The sequence below is a fragment of the Calothrix sp. FACHB-168 genome, from assembly GCF_963889195.1.
Taxonomy (GTDB): domain Bacteria; phylum Cyanobacteriota; class Cyanobacteriia; order Cyanobacteriales; family Nostocaceae; genus Aulosira; species Aulosira anomala_A.
Genome location: NZ_CAWPNJ010000035.1, coordinates 44,932 through 61,121, shown reverse-complemented (window position 1 = coordinate 61,121; position 16,190 = coordinate 44,932). Strand labels below are relative to the sequence as shown.

Annotated in this window: 14 protein-coding genes; 9 read left to right on the top strand and 5 right to left on the bottom strand. The window is 39.6% G+C overall.

Annotation, left to right across the window (positions count from 1 at the left end):
* Window positions 1–394: 394 nt before the first annotated feature.
* Window positions 395–1,219, top strand: coding sequence for an alpha/beta fold hydrolase (locus AACW45_RS21480; protein WP_190634609.1), 825 nt, complete (start codon window positions 395–397; stop codon window positions 1,217–1,219).
* 126 nt (window positions 1,220–1,345) lie between these two features.
* Here the strand turns inward: AACW45_RS21480 and AACW45_RS21475 are convergent, their stop codons facing one another.
* The 4 genes from AACW45_RS21475 to AACW45_RS21460 form a co-directional block, all read right to left on the bottom strand.
* A complete protein-coding gene (locus tag AACW45_RS21475) occupies window positions 1,346–1,600 on the bottom strand; it encodes a hypothetical protein (RefSeq protein WP_190634608.1) in 255 nt (84 codons plus the stop codon).
* A 151-nt stretch (window positions 1,601–1,751) separates the two neighbouring features.
* Window positions 1,752–4,217 (bottom strand): dynamin-like GTPase family protein, encoded by a 2,466-nt coding sequence (locus tag AACW45_RS21470; protein ID WP_190634606.1) that lies wholly within the window; start codon window positions 4,215–4,217, stop codon window positions 1,752–1,754.
* Between the two features lie 425 nt (window positions 4,218–4,642).
* Window positions 4,643–5,185, bottom strand: a complete 543-nt coding sequence (locus tag AACW45_RS21465; RefSeq protein WP_199331196.1) for an RNA 2'-phosphotransferase — start codon at window positions 5,183–5,185, stop codon at window positions 4,643–4,645.
* Between the two features lie 108 nt (window positions 5,186–5,293).
* Window positions 5,294–6,607 (bottom strand): amino acid permease, encoded by a 1,314-nt coding sequence (locus AACW45_RS21460; protein WP_190634604.1) that lies wholly within the window; start codon window positions 6,605–6,607, stop codon window positions 5,294–5,296.
* Window positions 6,608–7,654: 1,047 nt separating this feature from the next.
* On the opposite strand from AACW45_RS21460, the gene AACW45_RS21455 reads away from it, so the two are divergent.
* From AACW45_RS21455 to AACW45_RS21445, 3 genes are all read left to right on the top strand, one after another.
* Entirely contained in the window at window positions 7,655–7,996 is a 342-nt protein-coding gene (locus AACW45_RS21455; protein WP_190634602.1) for a hypothetical protein, read from the top strand.
* A gap of 8 nt (window positions 7,997–8,004) precedes the next feature.
* On the top strand, window positions 8,005–8,421 hold the full coding sequence (locus tag AACW45_RS21450) for a hypothetical protein (RefSeq protein WP_242045605.1): 417 nt from the start codon (window positions 8,005–8,007) through the stop codon (window positions 8,419–8,421).
* Window positions 8,422–8,580: 159 nt separating this feature from the next.
* Window positions 8,581–9,234, top strand: a complete 654-nt coding sequence (locus tag AACW45_RS21445; RefSeq protein WP_242045604.1) for a PAP/fibrillin family protein — start codon at window positions 8,581–8,583, stop codon at window positions 9,232–9,234.
* Between the two features lie 527 nt (window positions 9,235–9,761).
* Here the strand turns inward: AACW45_RS21445 and AACW45_RS21440 are convergent.
* Window positions 9,762–10,112 (bottom strand): histidine triad nucleotide-binding protein, encoded by a 351-nt coding sequence (locus AACW45_RS21440; protein ID WP_190634653.1) that lies wholly within the window; start codon window positions 10,110–10,112, stop codon window positions 9,762–9,764.
* A 55-nt stretch (window positions 10,113–10,167) separates the two neighbouring features.
* Here AACW45_RS21440 and AACW45_RS21435 point away from each other — a divergent pair, with 55 nt between their 5' ends.
* The 5 genes from AACW45_RS21435 to AACW45_RS21415 all read left to right on the top strand — a co-directional run bounded on the left by AACW45_RS21435 (window position 10,168) and on the right by AACW45_RS21415 (window position 16,127).
* Window positions 10,168–11,706, top strand: coding sequence for a YifB family Mg chelatase-like AAA ATPase (locus tag AACW45_RS21435; protein ID WP_190634598.1), 1,539 nt, complete (start codon window positions 10,168–10,170; stop codon window positions 11,704–11,706).
* A gap of 739 nt (window positions 11,707–12,445) precedes the next feature.
* Window positions 12,446–12,961: a L,D-transpeptidase gene (locus tag AACW45_RS21430; RefSeq protein WP_190634596.1), complete on the top strand. Its 516-nt coding sequence runs from the start codon at window positions 12,446–12,448 to the stop codon at window positions 12,959–12,961.
* 125 nt (window positions 12,962–13,086) lie between these two features.
* Complete coding sequence (gene hisS / locus AACW45_RS21425; RefSeq protein WP_190634594.1) at window positions 13,087–14,475, top strand: histidine--tRNA ligase; 1,389 nt, start codon at window positions 13,087–13,089, stop codon at window positions 14,473–14,475.
* Between the two features lie 22 nt (window positions 14,476–14,497).
* On the top strand, window positions 14,498–15,322 hold the full coding sequence (locus tag AACW45_RS21420) for an alpha/beta fold hydrolase (RefSeq protein WP_190634592.1): 825 nt from the start codon (window positions 14,498–14,500) through the stop codon (window positions 15,320–15,322).
* A 31-nt stretch (window positions 15,323–15,353) separates the two neighbouring features.
* Window positions 15,354–16,127 (top strand): DUF4437 domain-containing protein, encoded by a 774-nt coding sequence (locus tag AACW45_RS21415; RefSeq protein WP_190634590.1) that lies wholly within the window; start codon window positions 15,354–15,356, stop codon window positions 16,125–16,127.
* Window positions 16,128–16,190 lie beyond the last annotated feature (63 nt).

The window sequence follows — 16,190 nt, the reverse complement described above, 5'->3', positions numbered from 1 at the left end:
AAAATTTAATCAGATAGGAATCTACAATCTTGATATGAGGTTAGCTATTCCTCGAAAGATACAGGGCTGTAATTCTTGAATTTATCTTGGTTTTGAGCTTTTATTTCCATAATAAGCAAAAATTGTGAAGAACTTGTGAGTATATGAGTAGATATTTATCCTTTGAGGTACTTCTTAAGATAGATATTGCTTTTTTTGCTTTAAGTGTGGGTATATAGGCTGCATAATTGGCTTGGATATAAAAAATGGCAAATAAGCAAGATAAAGTACGCCACGTTAATTAATGGTGTGAATTATTTAATTGCTTGCTTGCGACTATGGGCAAATTTGAGTTTGTATTGGCTGAATAATTGCATTCACCCAATTAAATCCCTAGCCATTTATGAGGAATTTCATGAGTACAATCACCACTAAAGATGGCACACAGATCTATTACAAAGACTGGGGTGCTGGACAACCTGTGATTTTCAGCCACGGTTGGCCTCTGAATGCTGATAGTTGGGAATATCAGATGCTGTATATCGCCGATCGCGGTTATCGCGCGATCGCACATGATAGACGGGGACATGGGCGTTCAAGTCAACCCTGGGATGGGAATGAGATGGATACCTATGCTGATGATTTGGCTACGTTGATAGAAACCCTAGATTTAAAAGAAGTTATCTTAATCGGTTTCTCTACAGGTGGTGGTGAAGTGGCGCGTTATATCGGCCGTCATGGTACAGGTAGAATCGCCAAAGCTGCATTGATATCTGCTGTACCGCCGTTGATGCTGAAAACAGAGAATAATCCCGATGGTTCACCTATTGAAGTGTTTGACGGTTTGCGTACTGCTTCCCTAAGCGACCGATCGCAACTTTACAAAGATTTAGCTAGCGGCCCTTTTTTCGGCTTTAACCGTCTGGGTGCGCAAGTCTCCCAAGGTATGATTGATTGGTTCTGGTTGCAAGGGATGCTGGCTGGTCATAAAAATACATTTGACTGTATTAAGGCTTTTTCGGAGACAGATTTTACTGAAGATTTGAAAAAGTTCGATGTCCCAACTTTGATTATTCATGGCGATGATGACCAGATTGTACCGATTGCAGCCGCCGGGATCGCATCTGCTAAAATTGTCAAGAATGCTACCCTCAAGGTTTATCCCGGCGCACCTCACGGTTTAACTAATACCCATCAGGAACAGCTAAACAACGATATTTTATCTTTTCTCAAAGGCTGATTCTCCAGCTAAATTTTTACCTCTCAGGCTGGATAAGGGAACTACAAAAAATAAATTATTCCGCTTAATATTGTTGACAGTTGACAGTTGACTGTTGACTGTTAACAATAGGGGACATCCAATGTTTTAAATACCCAATAAATAAGTAGTGTGAGCATCTTGCTCGCTGGTGTTCTCAGACATCAAGTAAAAATAAGTAGTGTGAGCATCTTGCTCGCTGGTGTTCTCAGACATCAAGTAAAAATAAGTAGTGCGAGCATCTTGCTCGCTGGTATTCTCAGACATCAAGTAAAAATAAGTAGTGTGAGCATCTTGCTCGCTGGTATTCTCAGACATCAAGTAAAAATAAGTAGTGTGAGCATCTTGCTCGCTGGTGTTCAAAAGCGGGCAAGACTTCGGCGTGAGCGCTCAGTCGAACGCTGCCCGCACTACAAATATTAAATTGTTCAACTTATTTTTACACAACTCCTAATCCTAGCTATTGACTATGGACTATGGACTATGGACTATTGACTATGGACTATTGACTCTTTTAACTTTCCCCGACAATATCTAATAAACCATCAGAAATTAAAAAACCGTTGCTAGTAGTCCGGGGATCGATATTTTCTTCTACTACTTCCACATCCTTAATTAAGGGTAATAAATGCTCGTTTACTTGCATGAGTTGTAACCCTGTATTTATGCTGGAAGCAGCTAAATTATATGCAGCAATTTTCTGTTTAACTTCTTGTAATAAACGGTGATTATTAGCAATCTTTTTCTCTGCTTCTTGTTCGAGAGTTTTTTCTAAAAAATTCCGGGCTTGGGGATTCTGCTGCAAGATATAATCTGCTTGATTATCCGCCATTTCTAATAACTGATTTTTCAGGATTTGATTGACGGTTTGGCGGAAGGATTTACGGACGGTGTTAGAGACTTTTGGCTCAAAATCTAATTTTAATAATTGCTTAATAGCTGGTTCGGCTTCAATCATGCTTTCGCAGTCGTAACCCTGAAAAGTTTGCTGTAATGTTTGGCGGAATTGATAGATAGAAAAAGTGCCTTCATCGTAAAATCTGGGGCTTTCTCTGACAAAGCGATCGCACTCTACACTCGCAGCAATAATTAAAGCTTGAGACACCATCTTTTCGGCAATTTTAACTTCAGCTTCAATGCCGCCATCATTACCTAATAAACTATATAATTGACGATAATATTCGGATTTGCGAATTTTTTCGATTAACTGCTGGAATAAATTAGCAATTAAATGCTGAGAAGACATCATTAAATTATCTTCCAATTGATTGGATAAATAATAAAATGCTTCTACTAAAATAGCGAGTAAAGGTGCAGTTGCATTGCGGGGATGGCTGAGAGTTGCGCGGCGATAAGCGTCAGCTACAGAAAAGCTTTCTAGTAATTCATCTAAACGGCGAATCATCCTGGCTTGTAATTGGCGAAAATCGGCTTCAAATTCATCGCAGGTATTATTAACTAAATGGTTGACTTCTTCTGTAATATGCTGTGTAAAGTCTTTGGAAACTTGCTGTAATTGCTGATTCAGGCGTTGTAATTCCTGTACTTTCATCGGCTCAAGTTCTTGGGGTTGACTTGCTAATTCCCGATAGACAGTTTGATAATTGTTTTTCAGTTGAATACAAATAGCTTGTAAATCTTCCGCTAAATTTAGGAAAAGTTGCGGGCGTTTTTCTTGGGTAAGATAGCGCGTAATTGCGGTTCTAAATTCTTCAATGCCGCTATCTTGAATTAACTGTAAAATTAATGGCGTACCTTGTTCAGTTAAAATCCTAATATAGTTCTCGTTAGGAGTTTCAAAGTTATTTACCGCAATCCTAAATTTACTGGGTGATAACTTACCAGCACCAGCACAGTAGCGGTTAAATTCATGGACAAACTGTGGCGTTTCTTCCACACCATTAATCGCTTTCACGCTAGCTGCAAAAATAGAATCTAAACCAAATCTATCTTGCTGACTTGTTTGTTTAATTTGACTGCCGTAAAATCCTAATAAGCCACTGGTTTTATAAACTCTGTGGGTATCGCGAAACTGACTGCTAATTAAATCTTCTAAACGTTGCCTCAGTTGCGCATTATACCAAGTTTCATCAATGCGGTTAAAAACATAAAAAACGCGATCGCGGATTCCATTATTACTCCGCATCGTTTCCAGCAGCTTTGTTTCTTCCTTCGTCATATCACCAGCCGCCGCAGGTTTCAACACGCACACCACTGCGGAAGTATCTGGATTTTGAATTTTTTCATACGCTAACTGTGCATCTTTTTCAACTGGCGCATCAATTCCTGGCGTATCGATAAGTACGTTACCATCTTGTAAAAGCGGATGATGACAATAATATTCAATTCGTTTTAACACAGCACTATTACTACCACGACGCGCATAATTTGCTGCTTCTTTAATATTGCTAAAGTTAAATTGTGCCATTGAATAAGTAGCATTATTAACTGTGTGGATATGTTGACGATTGGCGATATATCCTTCCAGCAATAACATTAAAGCCTTGGCTTGTTTTGCGCGTTCCGATTTATTTTCCCCACCCTCTTGTTGGAGAATTGCTTTACAACCTTGATTGAGTAAATTAATGACATCTGGTTGATTAATATTAGCAACTGTGGTAAATCCTAATTCTTTACATAAAGATAAAGCTTGTTCGCGAATTTCCGCTTCATTTAAAAATGTGAACACTACTCTTTCTTTTTCGGCTTCAGCATAGGCAATTTTACACTCTGTACCTGTAGCATGTCCTTCAGCGCTATATAATAATTCTCTTTCTAACAGCGCATTAATTAACATTGATTTACCAGCACTAAATGCACCAGCAAAAACAATTTCAAATTGCGGAGAAATCGCTTTATCTAAAGAAGTTTGAATAGGTGTAATCTCATAAGAGCGAAATGTCGGTTCTTGCTGTAAAAGTTTTAGGATATACTCAACTTGTTCTTTTAAATTTTGGCAATGAAGCGACAATTCCGACATAGTTCTATCCCGACTACATTACATATATATGCTATTCAAGTTTTTAGCTAACTTGAATCAGTGACAATACTGATAAGCTGGTAAGTGCAATTAAAGATAGCTGTCATTAGTCATTGGTAATTAGATGTAGGTTGGGTTGAGGGACGAAACCCAACGCTTTAATACCTTTAGAACTTACGCACACTCTATGAATTCTTCTCCCAAGAGGAGACGCTGCGCGTTGGCGGAAGCCTCTCGCAGAGACGGCGGTTCGATAAATTAAGCTTTTTGGCAATTTTTGCGTAAGTCCTTACCTTGTAGATGTTGGGTTTCACTACCCTACCCTTCGGGAACGACTTCGTCGAACGGGAAGCCGCTCCGCGTCTACGTTCTACCCAACCTACGGATTTAGATTTATATAAATGCAGAGAACACAGAGGAGAATTTCAAATTATTTGCAAATATTCAGGCGGTACATTATCAACTAACCAAACACCATTATCGGAACAATAAAATTGATAACCGGCTTGATACATTGAGGCTGCATCTATAGCAAAAACTACAGGTCTTCCATGTCTTGCACCAACGGTTTTAGCTGTGGCAATATCGGCAGATAAATGCACATGGTGGCGTGACATTTTGGCAATTCCTGTTTGCATAATTGACTCCACAGATTTGTGTCCTGTACCGTGATACAACACATTTGGCGGTGTCAATGGTTCTAACTGCAAATCAACTTCTACACTATGTCCTTGATTTGCACGGATGAGAGTACCTGTAGAGTCGAAGGAAAAGCGTTTTTTATCATTATTAGCCACTACTTCTTGTAATTCCTGCAAGGTAATGGGGAATTGATGTTTTGCACAAGCTGCTAGTAGTTCTTGGACATTCACCCAGCCACCAGATTCTAGTTTAATTCCCAGGCTTTCGGGTTGATGGCGCAGATATTTGCTGAGAAATTTACTGATTTTAATTAAACGGTTGGTCATTATTTTGGTCAATAGTCAATAGTCAATAGTCAATAGTCATTTGTTAATTTAATTATGAATTACAAATTACGAATTACGAATTACGAATTACGAATTACGAATTACGAATTACGAATTATTAATGATTGTTGACCAAATCTGTTTGCTGATGATGGTTAATGCGATGAAAATCATGATAGTGAGTGTGGCTTTACCACCGGGGACGAGTGATTGATATACTTTATTTGTATGTTCCTTTCGTTGTTTCCATGTCATCAATGCGGGGATGATTCCGCCTAAAACTGAGATGTTAAATGTACCAACATAATCTAATGCAGTGAAGAAAATTTTGGGACTGATGACACCGACACTCATCGCTGGTAAAAGAATCATGGAGTAGAGGCGCAAGCGGCTGGTAAATTGGATTTGCGTAGATAAAAATATTTCTTGAAAAAAGTCTAGCAATCCATAGACAAAGCCGATGAATGATGTGGCGATCGCAAATTCTGAGAAAATTGACACTAGCACTCCTAACCATTCTCCCGCACCACCAGAGCGCAAAGTTTCTAAGGGGTCAAATATTCCTTGACTATTACCAGCATTATGCAGGATATCTGGGCTAACACTTCCCAAAATGACTGCATTCCACGCTAGGAACATAATTAAGGGAATCGCTGAACCAATGACAATTGATTGACGAATTTTTTTGGTGTCTGCTTCTAGCTGTGTTACGACCACTGGCACAATGTTATGGTAAAACAAGGCTACTGCCATGACAGATACAGCGCTACCTACTGCACTCCAATTCTGAAATAAAAACTGTGTAGTCTTAACTTGTCCGCCAGCGAGTAATAATAGTCCTAAAAATGAAGCCAGAACAATGGCGACAAATACGCTATTTAGCTTTTCGACAAACTTATCTCGCCCAAAATACATGATTCCACCAAATACCAGGGTAAACGCAGTGGTTCCTACCCATGCAGGTACAGCATTTTGAACACCGAATAAATTAGCGATCGCATTTCCTAAAATCTCGCCGCCTTGGGTGGTGTAAGCTACTAGTAAGGCATAGTGTAAAAATAAGTAAGTACCCGCAGCAATTCGCCCACCAATTAAGCCCAAGGTGTTCTCAATCATCGCTAACATCCCCACATTTGGACGCCCTGCTAGCCGCATAGTATTGACTGTGGCTTCTGCAATCAATAAACCAGATACTAAAGTGTATACCCAAACCGCAATTAATAAGACTGTGGATGGAACAATACCAGAGGGTAAAGTTACCGCCGGTAAGGCGAGAATTCCCGCACCTACCGTAGTTCCCGCAATTAATGCTGTACTACCTAATACGCTTCCTGGTTGATGACTTAGACGCTTACCATCAAATTCCAGATTAGAAAACAAGCGATTATTTGGTTCTTCATCGGATTTGATTGCAGTTTGCATAGGTGTCTTGCTCAAGTATGGGTGCAATTTGCCAGGTTAACATTACATTATGTAACCAATCTTAGCAAAACTCTAAAAGTAGTTTTAAGCAATCCCCTTTCCTTGTCCTCCTAGTAGTCTGTCAGGGTTGAAATGAGGGACAGTAGTGTGAGCGTCTCGCTCACGCGGGCAAGATGCCCGCACTACCAAAAACCCCTCAAAACAAAATTGACAGAGTACTAGTAGTCTGGCAACTCAACTTTAAAGGGTAAAGAAACGAACCACGAAGGCACGAAGGGCGCTAAGAAAGAGGTAAAGAAGAGAAGTAAAAAAATGATTCACCCAGCAAAGTTGGGTTGCCAGAGTACTAGTATGCCAATCATTAACTTAAGTCGGCAACTCGTAGGGGCGGGGTGACCCCGCCCCTACAATTTGGGATAATTTATTTTTGGATTTCCCTAAGAACAAATCCGTAGGCGTAACCCAACCTAGACATCGCCAAAAACAACAAAGCATAACTAAACAAGCGCTTATTGTCAAACATGGCAATTTTTTCGCCAGCAATATACCTTTTTACCTGCGGAAAACACTAAAATGAGTGCGTGATTTACCCAAATGAGTAGGTGAAATGGCTTTTCACTTGCGGAAAACACCAAAACGAGTACGCGATTTACCCAAACGAGTAGGCGATATAGCTTTTTGAGTAGGTGAAATGGTATTTCACTTGCGGAAAACACCGTTAGGAGAACTCGTTAAGGCTTAACGAGAAGGTGAAATGGCTTTTTGCTTACTTAAAACAGGAAAATGAGTACTTGATTTTGATAAATGAGAAAGCGAAATGCTTTTTTGTTTACGAAAAATTTAAAAATGAGTCCTGAATATGTGTAAATGATAAAGTTGACTCATTTTGTGCAAAAAAACTTAACTTCAAGACTTTGCCCTACACAATCGAATTGTTTGTCAATGGGATGTCTACGACAAGCCACTCCGCGTCTATCCATTTTCAGCCCATATACCATTCCATAAATTATTTAGTAGTTTGAAAAATCTAACTATAATAACTGTGAAATGAATCCCAATAACCAAGATGAACCTACTCAGCCGCAAAAAATAGATCCCTATGAAGAAATTTTATTTAGTGGATACAAAGATGCAGAGATTGCTGAAATGAAGACACTTATGGTGAATTGGGATAAAAGCACTTATCCAACATTGGCTCATAGCATTGTTAATCATGCTGATAGACATGATTTTACCAACAATTATTTAAAATATTTAAGAAAAGCAAATAATTTCAACAAAAAAGGCGCTCGTAAAAAAATCCTTAGTGATGGTGCAGAAAGATGGAATAAGGGAAATGAATTTATAATTGAAAGAAATGGCAAAATTGTTTCCTACGGTGAAAACTAGCAATTTGTATGCAAAACCTGACAGAATCTAATATACCCAAAAAATCCCAGATTGCTAAACAATACATTAGTAATGTATTGCAGCAGTTGTTAATAGATTATAAAAATACGCGCGAAGAAAGGCGAAAAATAGCTATTTGGGAAGAATCGCAGGATTTCAGCATATTAGGAGAAATAGAAATTTTCACAACTGATATTGAAGGATACGCATCTCAAGTAATTGCCAATGATGACTTAGAACAATATCAGAAAATGATGCAAAAATTAACAAAAATGAATATATTTGATATTGCTGATTTTGCCGATTGGTACTTTGCTGAAGAAAGTCAATTTCCGCAAGTAAAATTATATATAGAAAAACTTAACTATCTGCGGTTGTTAGTGATTGAGTATATAAATGATACCATCGCGCTGCAACCGCAATAGACAATTCACGTCGCCAATTTACATCGCATAGCTTCTTTCACTTGCAGGCGATCGCCTGAGCGCGAAATATTTTAAAATTGAATAGGGACGAGAAAACTTTAGCCCCAAATGCGTTCGCTGCAATTAAAGTTGTAATTTCGCTTGTTAATGGTAGAATCCTTGGAAAATCGACTCTTAGTGAAAGAAAAATTACAAGCCAAGCTAGAGCAGCTGCAAACCAAAAGCAAAGGCTCACCTGTTACTAATTTAAAGCTAGACCAAGCCGTAGCTGCAGAAGTTGAACAACTGACGGTGGAACTAGAAAGCCTCAATCCCAATCCATCCCCCCTACTGAATGCAACTGCATTATTAAACGGTGCTTGGCAATTGCAATATTCTACTGCGAGAGAGATTCGCGCTTTAGATTCATTACCTTTTGGATTAAAGGTAGGTACAGTTTATCAAGTAATTGATGTTGCCAATAAAGCATTTTTTAATCTCGCTAATGTCAAACATCCTCTGGGGCTAATTTCTGGCTTTGTCAAAGTCACCGCTAGCTTTGAACCAGCACCGGAAGATGTATCACCACCAGCAAATAAACGCATCAATGTTTATTTTGATAAGCGTTACTTAGCAATTGAGCAAATAGTCGGGATTAACACGCCCAAACTCAATCCTTTTAAGGTAGTTTCCGCAAATAATCCGCAAAATCGAGTTGCTAGCCTTGACATTACCTACCTGGATGAAACCTTCAGAATCGGTAGGGGTGGCGATGGGAGTTTATTCATTTTGCGTAAAGCTGATGATTTTGTTGATACTATCAAATCTCAATGATTTATCTACATTTACTATATCTAGATTTGCAAATTCCCGACATTCCGCCAAGAACTGAAGTTCTTGGCTAATAGCATAAGTCCACTTAAGTGGACTGAAATCAACAATTGAGTCTACTTTAGTAGACTTTAGCTATTAGCCTGGGAATTGATTCCCAGGCGTTTTAGCGGGGAAGCACGATCAGATTTGCCAAATGTGACTAATAAGGGACTTCCAAATAAAAAAACATCCCAATCATTAACTTACCAAGCCCGCAACTCGTAGGGGCGGGTTTACCCCGCCCCTACAATTTGGGATAATTTATTTTCTGGAGTTCCCTAAATATGCGTCAACCTGCGAGCGATATATCGGGTAGGCGATATTAAGATTTGTCAAAATATGCAGATTTCTCACTTACCCGACAAACCGCCGTCACCCTCAAGGGTGCGGCTAACAGTACAAAGCCTGCCTCCGCAGGCTTAATTTAGCCCACAAAGCTGGGCTTGCTAACAATAGCCCCATGCCCCATGCCCTATGCCCAATAATAATCAACCCGGCGGCCATTTTAACGGACGCCCGCCAAGAACGTGCAGATGCAAATGATACACAGTTTGCCCGCCATCATTCCCACTATTAATCACCACCCGATAACCATTTTCTAACCCAACTTGTTCTGCAACTCGCTTGGCTGTTAATAACAAATGTCCTAATACTGCATGATCCTGCGATTCTGCATCAGCTAGTTTAGCAATTGGCTTTTTCGGTATCACCAGAAAATGCACTGGCGCTTGGGGTTGAATATCATTGAAAGCTAAAGCTAAATCATCCTCATAAATAATGTCGGCGGGAATCTCGCGCCGAATGATTTTGCTGAAAATTGTCTCTGTAGTTTCACTCATGTCAATCGATTTACTCATCTGCTAGAGATTTTAAAGGTTTATTCTTATATAAGAAATGCTAGCTAGAGTCTGGAGTGCATCAATTGTTGGCATCGACGCCGTTAAAGTAGGTGTGGAAGTCGATGTATCAGGGGGATTACCAGGAATTGTATTATTAGGACTTCCAGATTCAGCCGTGCAAGAATCCAAGGAAAGGGTAAAGGCGACGTTAAAAAATGCGGGTTTTGCTTTTCCCCAACGAAAGATTGTGATTAACTTAACACCTGCTGATTTACGTAAGGAAGGCCCCAGCTTTGATTTACCCATCAGTGTAGGCATTTTAGCCGCTTCCGAACAAGTTAACGCCGATTTACTGGGTGATTTTTTATTCTTAGGTGAAGTTTCCCTTGATGGTAGTTTAAGGGCTGTTGCTGGCGTACTCCCCATTGCAGCCACAGCGCAAAAAATGGGAATTGCAGGTTTAGTTGTCCCCATTGATAATGCCCAAGAAGCAGCAGTAGTAGAAGGTTTAACTGTTTACGGCTGCAAAACTTTATCGGAGGTAGCCGATTTATTAAATCGTCCTTCCGCCCACAAACCAGTAAAACTTGATGAAACTATCAAAACTGGTGAGAATCCAGGGCTACATTTTGCTAATGTAGATTTACAGGATGTCAAAGGACAAGCTCACGCGCGTCGTGCTTTGGAAATTGCTGCTGCTGGCGGACATAATTTAATCTTTGTCGGCCCTCCAGGAAGCGGTAAAACCATGTTAGCAAGACGATTACCGGGTATTCTGCCGCCGCTAAGTTTTGCGGAAGCTTTAGAAGTGACGCGGATTCATTCGGTAGCTGGGTTATTAAAAAATCGCGGTTCCTTAGTACGCGATCGCCCTTTTCGCAGTCCTCATCATTCGGCTTCTGGCCCTTCCCTTGTCGGTGGTGGTAGTTTTCCCCGTCCTGGCGAAATCTCCTTATCTCACCGGGGTATCTTATTTTTAGACGAATTAACCGAATTTAAACGGGATGTCTTAGAATTTCTCCGCCAGCCTTTAGAAGATGGCTATGTGACGATTTCCCGCACTAGACAATCAATTACCTTACCAGCGCAGTTTACCTTAGTAGCGAGTACTAATCCTTGTCCTTGCGGTTTCTACGGCGATACAATTCAACCATGTACTTGTTCGCCTCGACAAAGAGAAAGTTACTGGGCGAAACTTTCCGGCCCTTTAATGGACAGAATAGATTTACAAGTAGCTGTGAATCGCCTGAAACCAGAGGAAATTACCCAACAACCCACAGGGGAATCATCGATATCAGTAGCCAAACGAGTCCAACAAGCACGCGATCGCGCCCTCACCCGCTTTCAATCCGAACCAAATCTGCGTTGTAATGCCCAAATGCAAAGTCGCCACTTACAGAAATGGTGTCAACTCGATGATACTGCCAGGAATTTATTAGAAGCTGCTATAAGGAAATTAGGCTTATCAGCCAGAGCAAGCGATCGCATTCTCAAAGTAGCCCGTACCATTGCAGATTTAGCGGGCGAAGAAGAGTTGCAAGCTAATCACGTAGCCGAAGCAATTCAATATCGGACAATCGATCGAATGCAGTAATTTTGATATCTCAGCTAGAGACAATGCAACAAATTGTAGGGGCACTGGCACTGCCATGCCCTCTAGAATATATTAATGTATCGCCAATATTTATTATAAATTCTTTATTATTAATGTATTCTTAGAGCAGATTTAATTAGATTTTTGCCAAACGTAATCAATTTATCTGTTTGCAAACCCTAAATATGAATCAATAAAGATATAAATTAAATTTTATTCACTCGCTACCAGGAATTTAAATATTCTAACGCGATGCACTGAGATAGCGAAAATGCTGTTTAATTCCTGAATATCAGAGCAATGATGTATTCAGAATGAAACCCAATTATAAATAACAACAAATATATCTCTTATCATCCTTAAATAAGTTTTTTAAAATTCCTAAATCCACATTAAATAGGACTCACAAAACTTATCCCATAAAAATTAAAGTTATTTGCTTGTAGTCAATACATCAATTCGATTTTTTTGAGTACTTTAGTCCTCACTAACAGACCAGAGATGATATGCCAGTTACGTTACTCCTGTCAAGAATACTGCGATGCAAATAACAAAAGAAAAATATCAGTATTAATTTCAGTGCGTCTACTGCCTAATCTCTGCCATAAGTATATTGTGTAACAAGGGAGTAAGGAAACAAACTGAAAAAAACAAAGTAAATTTTATCTCCTTCCCAATCCTTTGTCAGACTCCAAAACTAGTTGAATTTTTAGCCAACAAATAAAAAAGGTGACACTTCATGCAAAGTAGAAATCAAAGTAATTGGTTACGATACTCAAGAAATTTCTGTACAAGTACAGTTTTAAGCTTGGTAACATTATTCTCTTGCTTACCACCAGTTACAGTTGACTCCAACTTTGCCAAAGCCAACGCAGCCTCCCCAGAAAATCAGCAAAAATCCGCACCTCGTTGGATTGAAATTGATCTATCAGAACAACGGTTAATTGCTTGGGAAGGTAAAAAACGCATCTATTCATACCGCATTTCCACGGGTAAGCGTACAACTCCCACACCCAAAGGTAAATTCTGGATTAATTCTAAATATCGCACTCACCGAATGCGGGGTCAAGATTACGACATTCCCGATGTCCCCTATGCCATGTACTTTTACGGTGGTTATGCAATTCACGGTGCTTACTGGCACAACAAATTTGGCACACCAGTTAGCCACGGTTGTGTAAATTTGCGCGTCAAACAAGCCCGTCAACTTTACAACTGGGCGAAAATTGGGACTTTAGTTGTAGTACATAAATAAGTCAGAGACGCGATTAATCGCGTCTCTACAAGAGTCATTTGTCTCCCTTCCCTTCCACTATGTACGCCACGGCTCATTCTCATCTAAAATCTAAAAGCTCAAGTTTAAAACTGGCAGTGTAGGATATGGCAAAAGGTGACAAAATTAATTTCTCTACCCCAAGCGGGTTTCCTGAGTTCCTCCCTAGCGAGAAACGTCTAGAAGTATATTTGCTTGATATCATCCGCAGAGTTTTTGAAAGTTACGGCTTTACGCCCATCGAAACCCCTGCTGTCGAACGTTTAGAAGTATTACAAGCAAAAGGCAACCAAGGAGATAACATCATTTATGGTATCGATCCCATCCTGCCACCAAATCGGCAAGCGGAGAAAGACAAAGCCGGGGAAACTGGTTCAGAAGCTAGGGCATTAAAATTTGACCAAACAGTACCTTTAGCAGCATACATTGCCCGTCACCTCAATGAATTAACCTTTCCCTTTGCGCGTTACCAAATGGACGTTGTATTTCGTGGCGAACGGGCAAAAGATGGAAGATTTCGCCAATTTCGCCAGTGTGATATTGATGTCGTAGCGCGGAATCAACTCAGCTTGCTTTATGATGCGCAAATGCCCGCAATTATAGCTGAAATATTTGAGGCTATTAACATCGGTGATTTTGTTATCCGCATCAATAACCGCAAAATTCTTACTGGATTTTTTCAATCTTTAGGTATTGCCGAAAATCAAATTAAATCTTGTATCGGCATCATTGATAACTTAGAAAAAATTGGCGAAGCTAAAGTTAAACAAGAATTAGATAAAGAAGGAATTACCCCAGAACAAACCCAACAAATTATTGAATTTATTAACATTGATGGTGCTGTTGATGAAGTATTAGATAAACTCAAACACCTATCACAAAATCTCCCTGATGCCGAACAATTTAATTTAGGTGTGAGCGAAATCGAAACAGTAATTGCAGGCGTGCGGAATTTAGGCGTTCCCGAAAAGCGTTTCTGTATTGATTTATCTATAGCTCGTGGTTTAAATTACTATACTGGCACAGTTTACGAAACAACTCTCATCGGACATGAAGCTTTAGGCAGTATTTGTTCTGGTGGTAGATATGAAGAATTAGTAGGCATGTTTATTGGTGAGAAAATGCCTGGTGTTGGCATTTCCATCGGCTTAACTCGCTTAATTAGTCGCTTACTCAAAGCAGGTATTCTCAATACCTTAGCGGCTACACCTGCACAGGTGATGGTTGTGAATATGCAAGAAGATTTAATGCCGACTTATTTAAAAGTGTCACAAAATCTGCGTCAGGCGGGAATTAATGTTATAACTAATTTTGATAAGCGTCCCTTAGGAAAACAATTCCAGTTAGCAGATAAGCAAGGAATTCAATTCTGCGTCATTATTGGTGCTGAAGAAGCAGCAGCGCAAAAGTCATCGCTGAAAGATTTGAAAACAGGCGAGCAAGTAGAAGTGATGCTGAATAATTTGGCAGAGGAAGTTAAAAGAAGATTAGCGTAAATCTAAAAGTCATCAGGGTGCTATGAACAAACCAATAAAAAGAGCCTTTTTAGATACTGAAGATGGGCAAATTCTTTACCGCATTGCTGGTGAGGGAGAACCTCTACTTTTACTACATCAGAACCAACAGAGTAGTAATGAATATCTAGAGATGATGCCAATTTTGGCAAAAAATTATTTTGTCATAGCAATGGATTTTCTGGGTTTTGGTGATTCAGACAAGCCACCTAGAATGTATGGAATTGAGGACTATGCTAAGACAGTTATCTTGCTGCTAGACAAATTAGAAATTGATCAAATCAGCATCTTAGGTAATCATACAGGTGCTTTTGTCGCTGGAGAAGTAGCAGCAGCCTATCCTCAAAGAGTTAAACAACTGATATTATCGAATCCAGTTGTCTTTGCAAAAGAAGGAAAAGCAGCTTTATTAAAAAGATTTGACCAAGGCTTCCAAATTAAAGCAGATGGTTCTCATCTTATGGAAAGATGGGCTGCTCGTATACAGTATGTGGATTCAGCAGAATTAAATCATCGGTTAATTTTAGATGATTTAAAGTGCTTTGGCTACCCTTTATATGCTGTTTGGGCTGTAGCAAATTACTGTCTGGGTATGGAACAGAGATTTTCTAAAATTAAATTTCCTACCTTGATTCTTTGGGGAACAGTTGATATGAAACAGTTTGAGAAACTGGGATTAGCAAGGTCAGATAATAGGTATCTAGTTTTAAAAGCCATTCCTCAAGCAAAGATTCAAGATATTGAAGGCGGAACAATATCTATGATGAACCAGATGCCTGAAGAAATATCAAAAGTAGTATTAGAATTTTTAGAATATACAGGTATTTAAAAATTAAATTAGTATCTTTATCCAAAAGATTATGGCAAGAAATCACGTTGAGTTTATTCAGTCAGCAGATGTCACTCCAAAACCTTGGCTTGTCAATGGTTTGTTAGAAGGTGCTTTGGCACGTATTCTAAGTTTTGATACTGAAACTGGTGCTTCTACCGAACTAATCGAGTGGACACAAGACTGGGAAAGTAGTTCAGGTTATTTCAACTGCAATGTGGAAGTGTTTGTTCTCAGTGGAGAAATGCGAATTGGACAACTTCGGCTTGGACGCTACACTTATGCCTTTATTCCAGAAGGTGTCTGTATTGAAACATGGAAAGTTAGAGGAGATACTACAGCTTTGTGGATGCCTGAACACCATCCCCATTTTACAAAATCATTGAATGATGCATCAGGAGCAAAAAGAGAATTATATATACCCTCATCCAGTTCTGAACTGATTCCTTGGTCTGCTACTATCACTCCTGGCTTTCCCCCAGGCGCAATGAGAAAAACTTTACGCAAGGGGCTAGAGGGTCAAAGAAGCACTTGGCTTTTGGGGTGTTTGCCTCAGTTTGTCGAACCTTTTGCAGAATATCATCCAATTCCCGAAGAGGAATTTGTCCTTCAAGGTAGTCTTACAACACAAGCTGGTCATATGACTCCCGGTTGCTATTTTTGGCGTCCGCCATTGATTTCACATGCCCCAGCATACACGGAAACTGGTTACTTTGCTTTTGTGCGAGGAGGCAATCCTCATCTTTCTTACCATGCATGGGAACCGCCATTACATACATACTATCCTTGGGATTGGAATAAGTAGACATCAGAATATGAAGTCATCTTGTCTCTATTCTCAACTTGCAAATACTTTCATGTAGAGGGA

Coding starts and splice junctions, on each gene's coding strand:
- AACW45_RS21480 (WP_190634609.1), top strand. CDS start 395: ATGAGTACAATCACCACTAAAGATGGCACACAGATCTATTACAAAGAC.
- AACW45_RS21470 (WP_190634606.1), bottom strand. CDS start 4,217: ATGTCGGAATTGTCGCTTCATTGCCAAAATTTAAAAGAACAAGTTGAG.
- AACW45_RS21465 (WP_199331196.1), bottom strand. CDS start 5,185: ATGACCAACCGTTTAATTAAAATCAGTAAATTTCTCAGCAAATATCTG.
- AACW45_RS21460 (WP_190634604.1), bottom strand. CDS start 6,607: ATGCAAACTGCAATCAAATCCGATGAAGAACCAAATAATCGCTTGTTT.
- AACW45_RS21455 (WP_190634602.1), top strand. CDS start 7,655: ATGAATCCCAATAACCAAGATGAACCTACTCAGCCGCAAAAAATAGAT.
- AACW45_RS21450 (WP_242045605.1), top strand. CDS start 8,005: ATGCAAAACCTGACAGAATCTAATATACCCAAAAAATCCCAGATTGCT.
- AACW45_RS21440 (WP_190634653.1), bottom strand. CDS start 10,112: ATGAGTGAAACTACAGAGACAATTTTCAGCAAAATCATTCGGCGCGAG.
- AACW45_RS21435 (WP_190634598.1), top strand. CDS start 10,168: ATGCTAGCTAGAGTCTGGAGTGCATCAATTGTTGGCATCGACGCCGTT.
- AACW45_RS21430 (WP_190634596.1), top strand. CDS start 12,446: ATGCAAAGTAGAAATCAAAGTAATTGGTTACGATACTCAAGAAATTTC.
- hisS (WP_190634594.1), top strand. CDS start 13,087: ATGGCAAAAGGTGACAAAATTAATTTCTCTACCCCAAGCGGGTTTCCT.
- AACW45_RS21420 (WP_190634592.1), top strand. CDS start 14,498: ATGAACAAACCAATAAAAAGAGCCTTTTTAGATACTGAAGATGGGCAA.
- AACW45_RS21415 (WP_190634590.1), top strand. CDS start 15,354: ATGGCAAGAAATCACGTTGAGTTTATTCAGTCAGCAGATGTCACTCCA.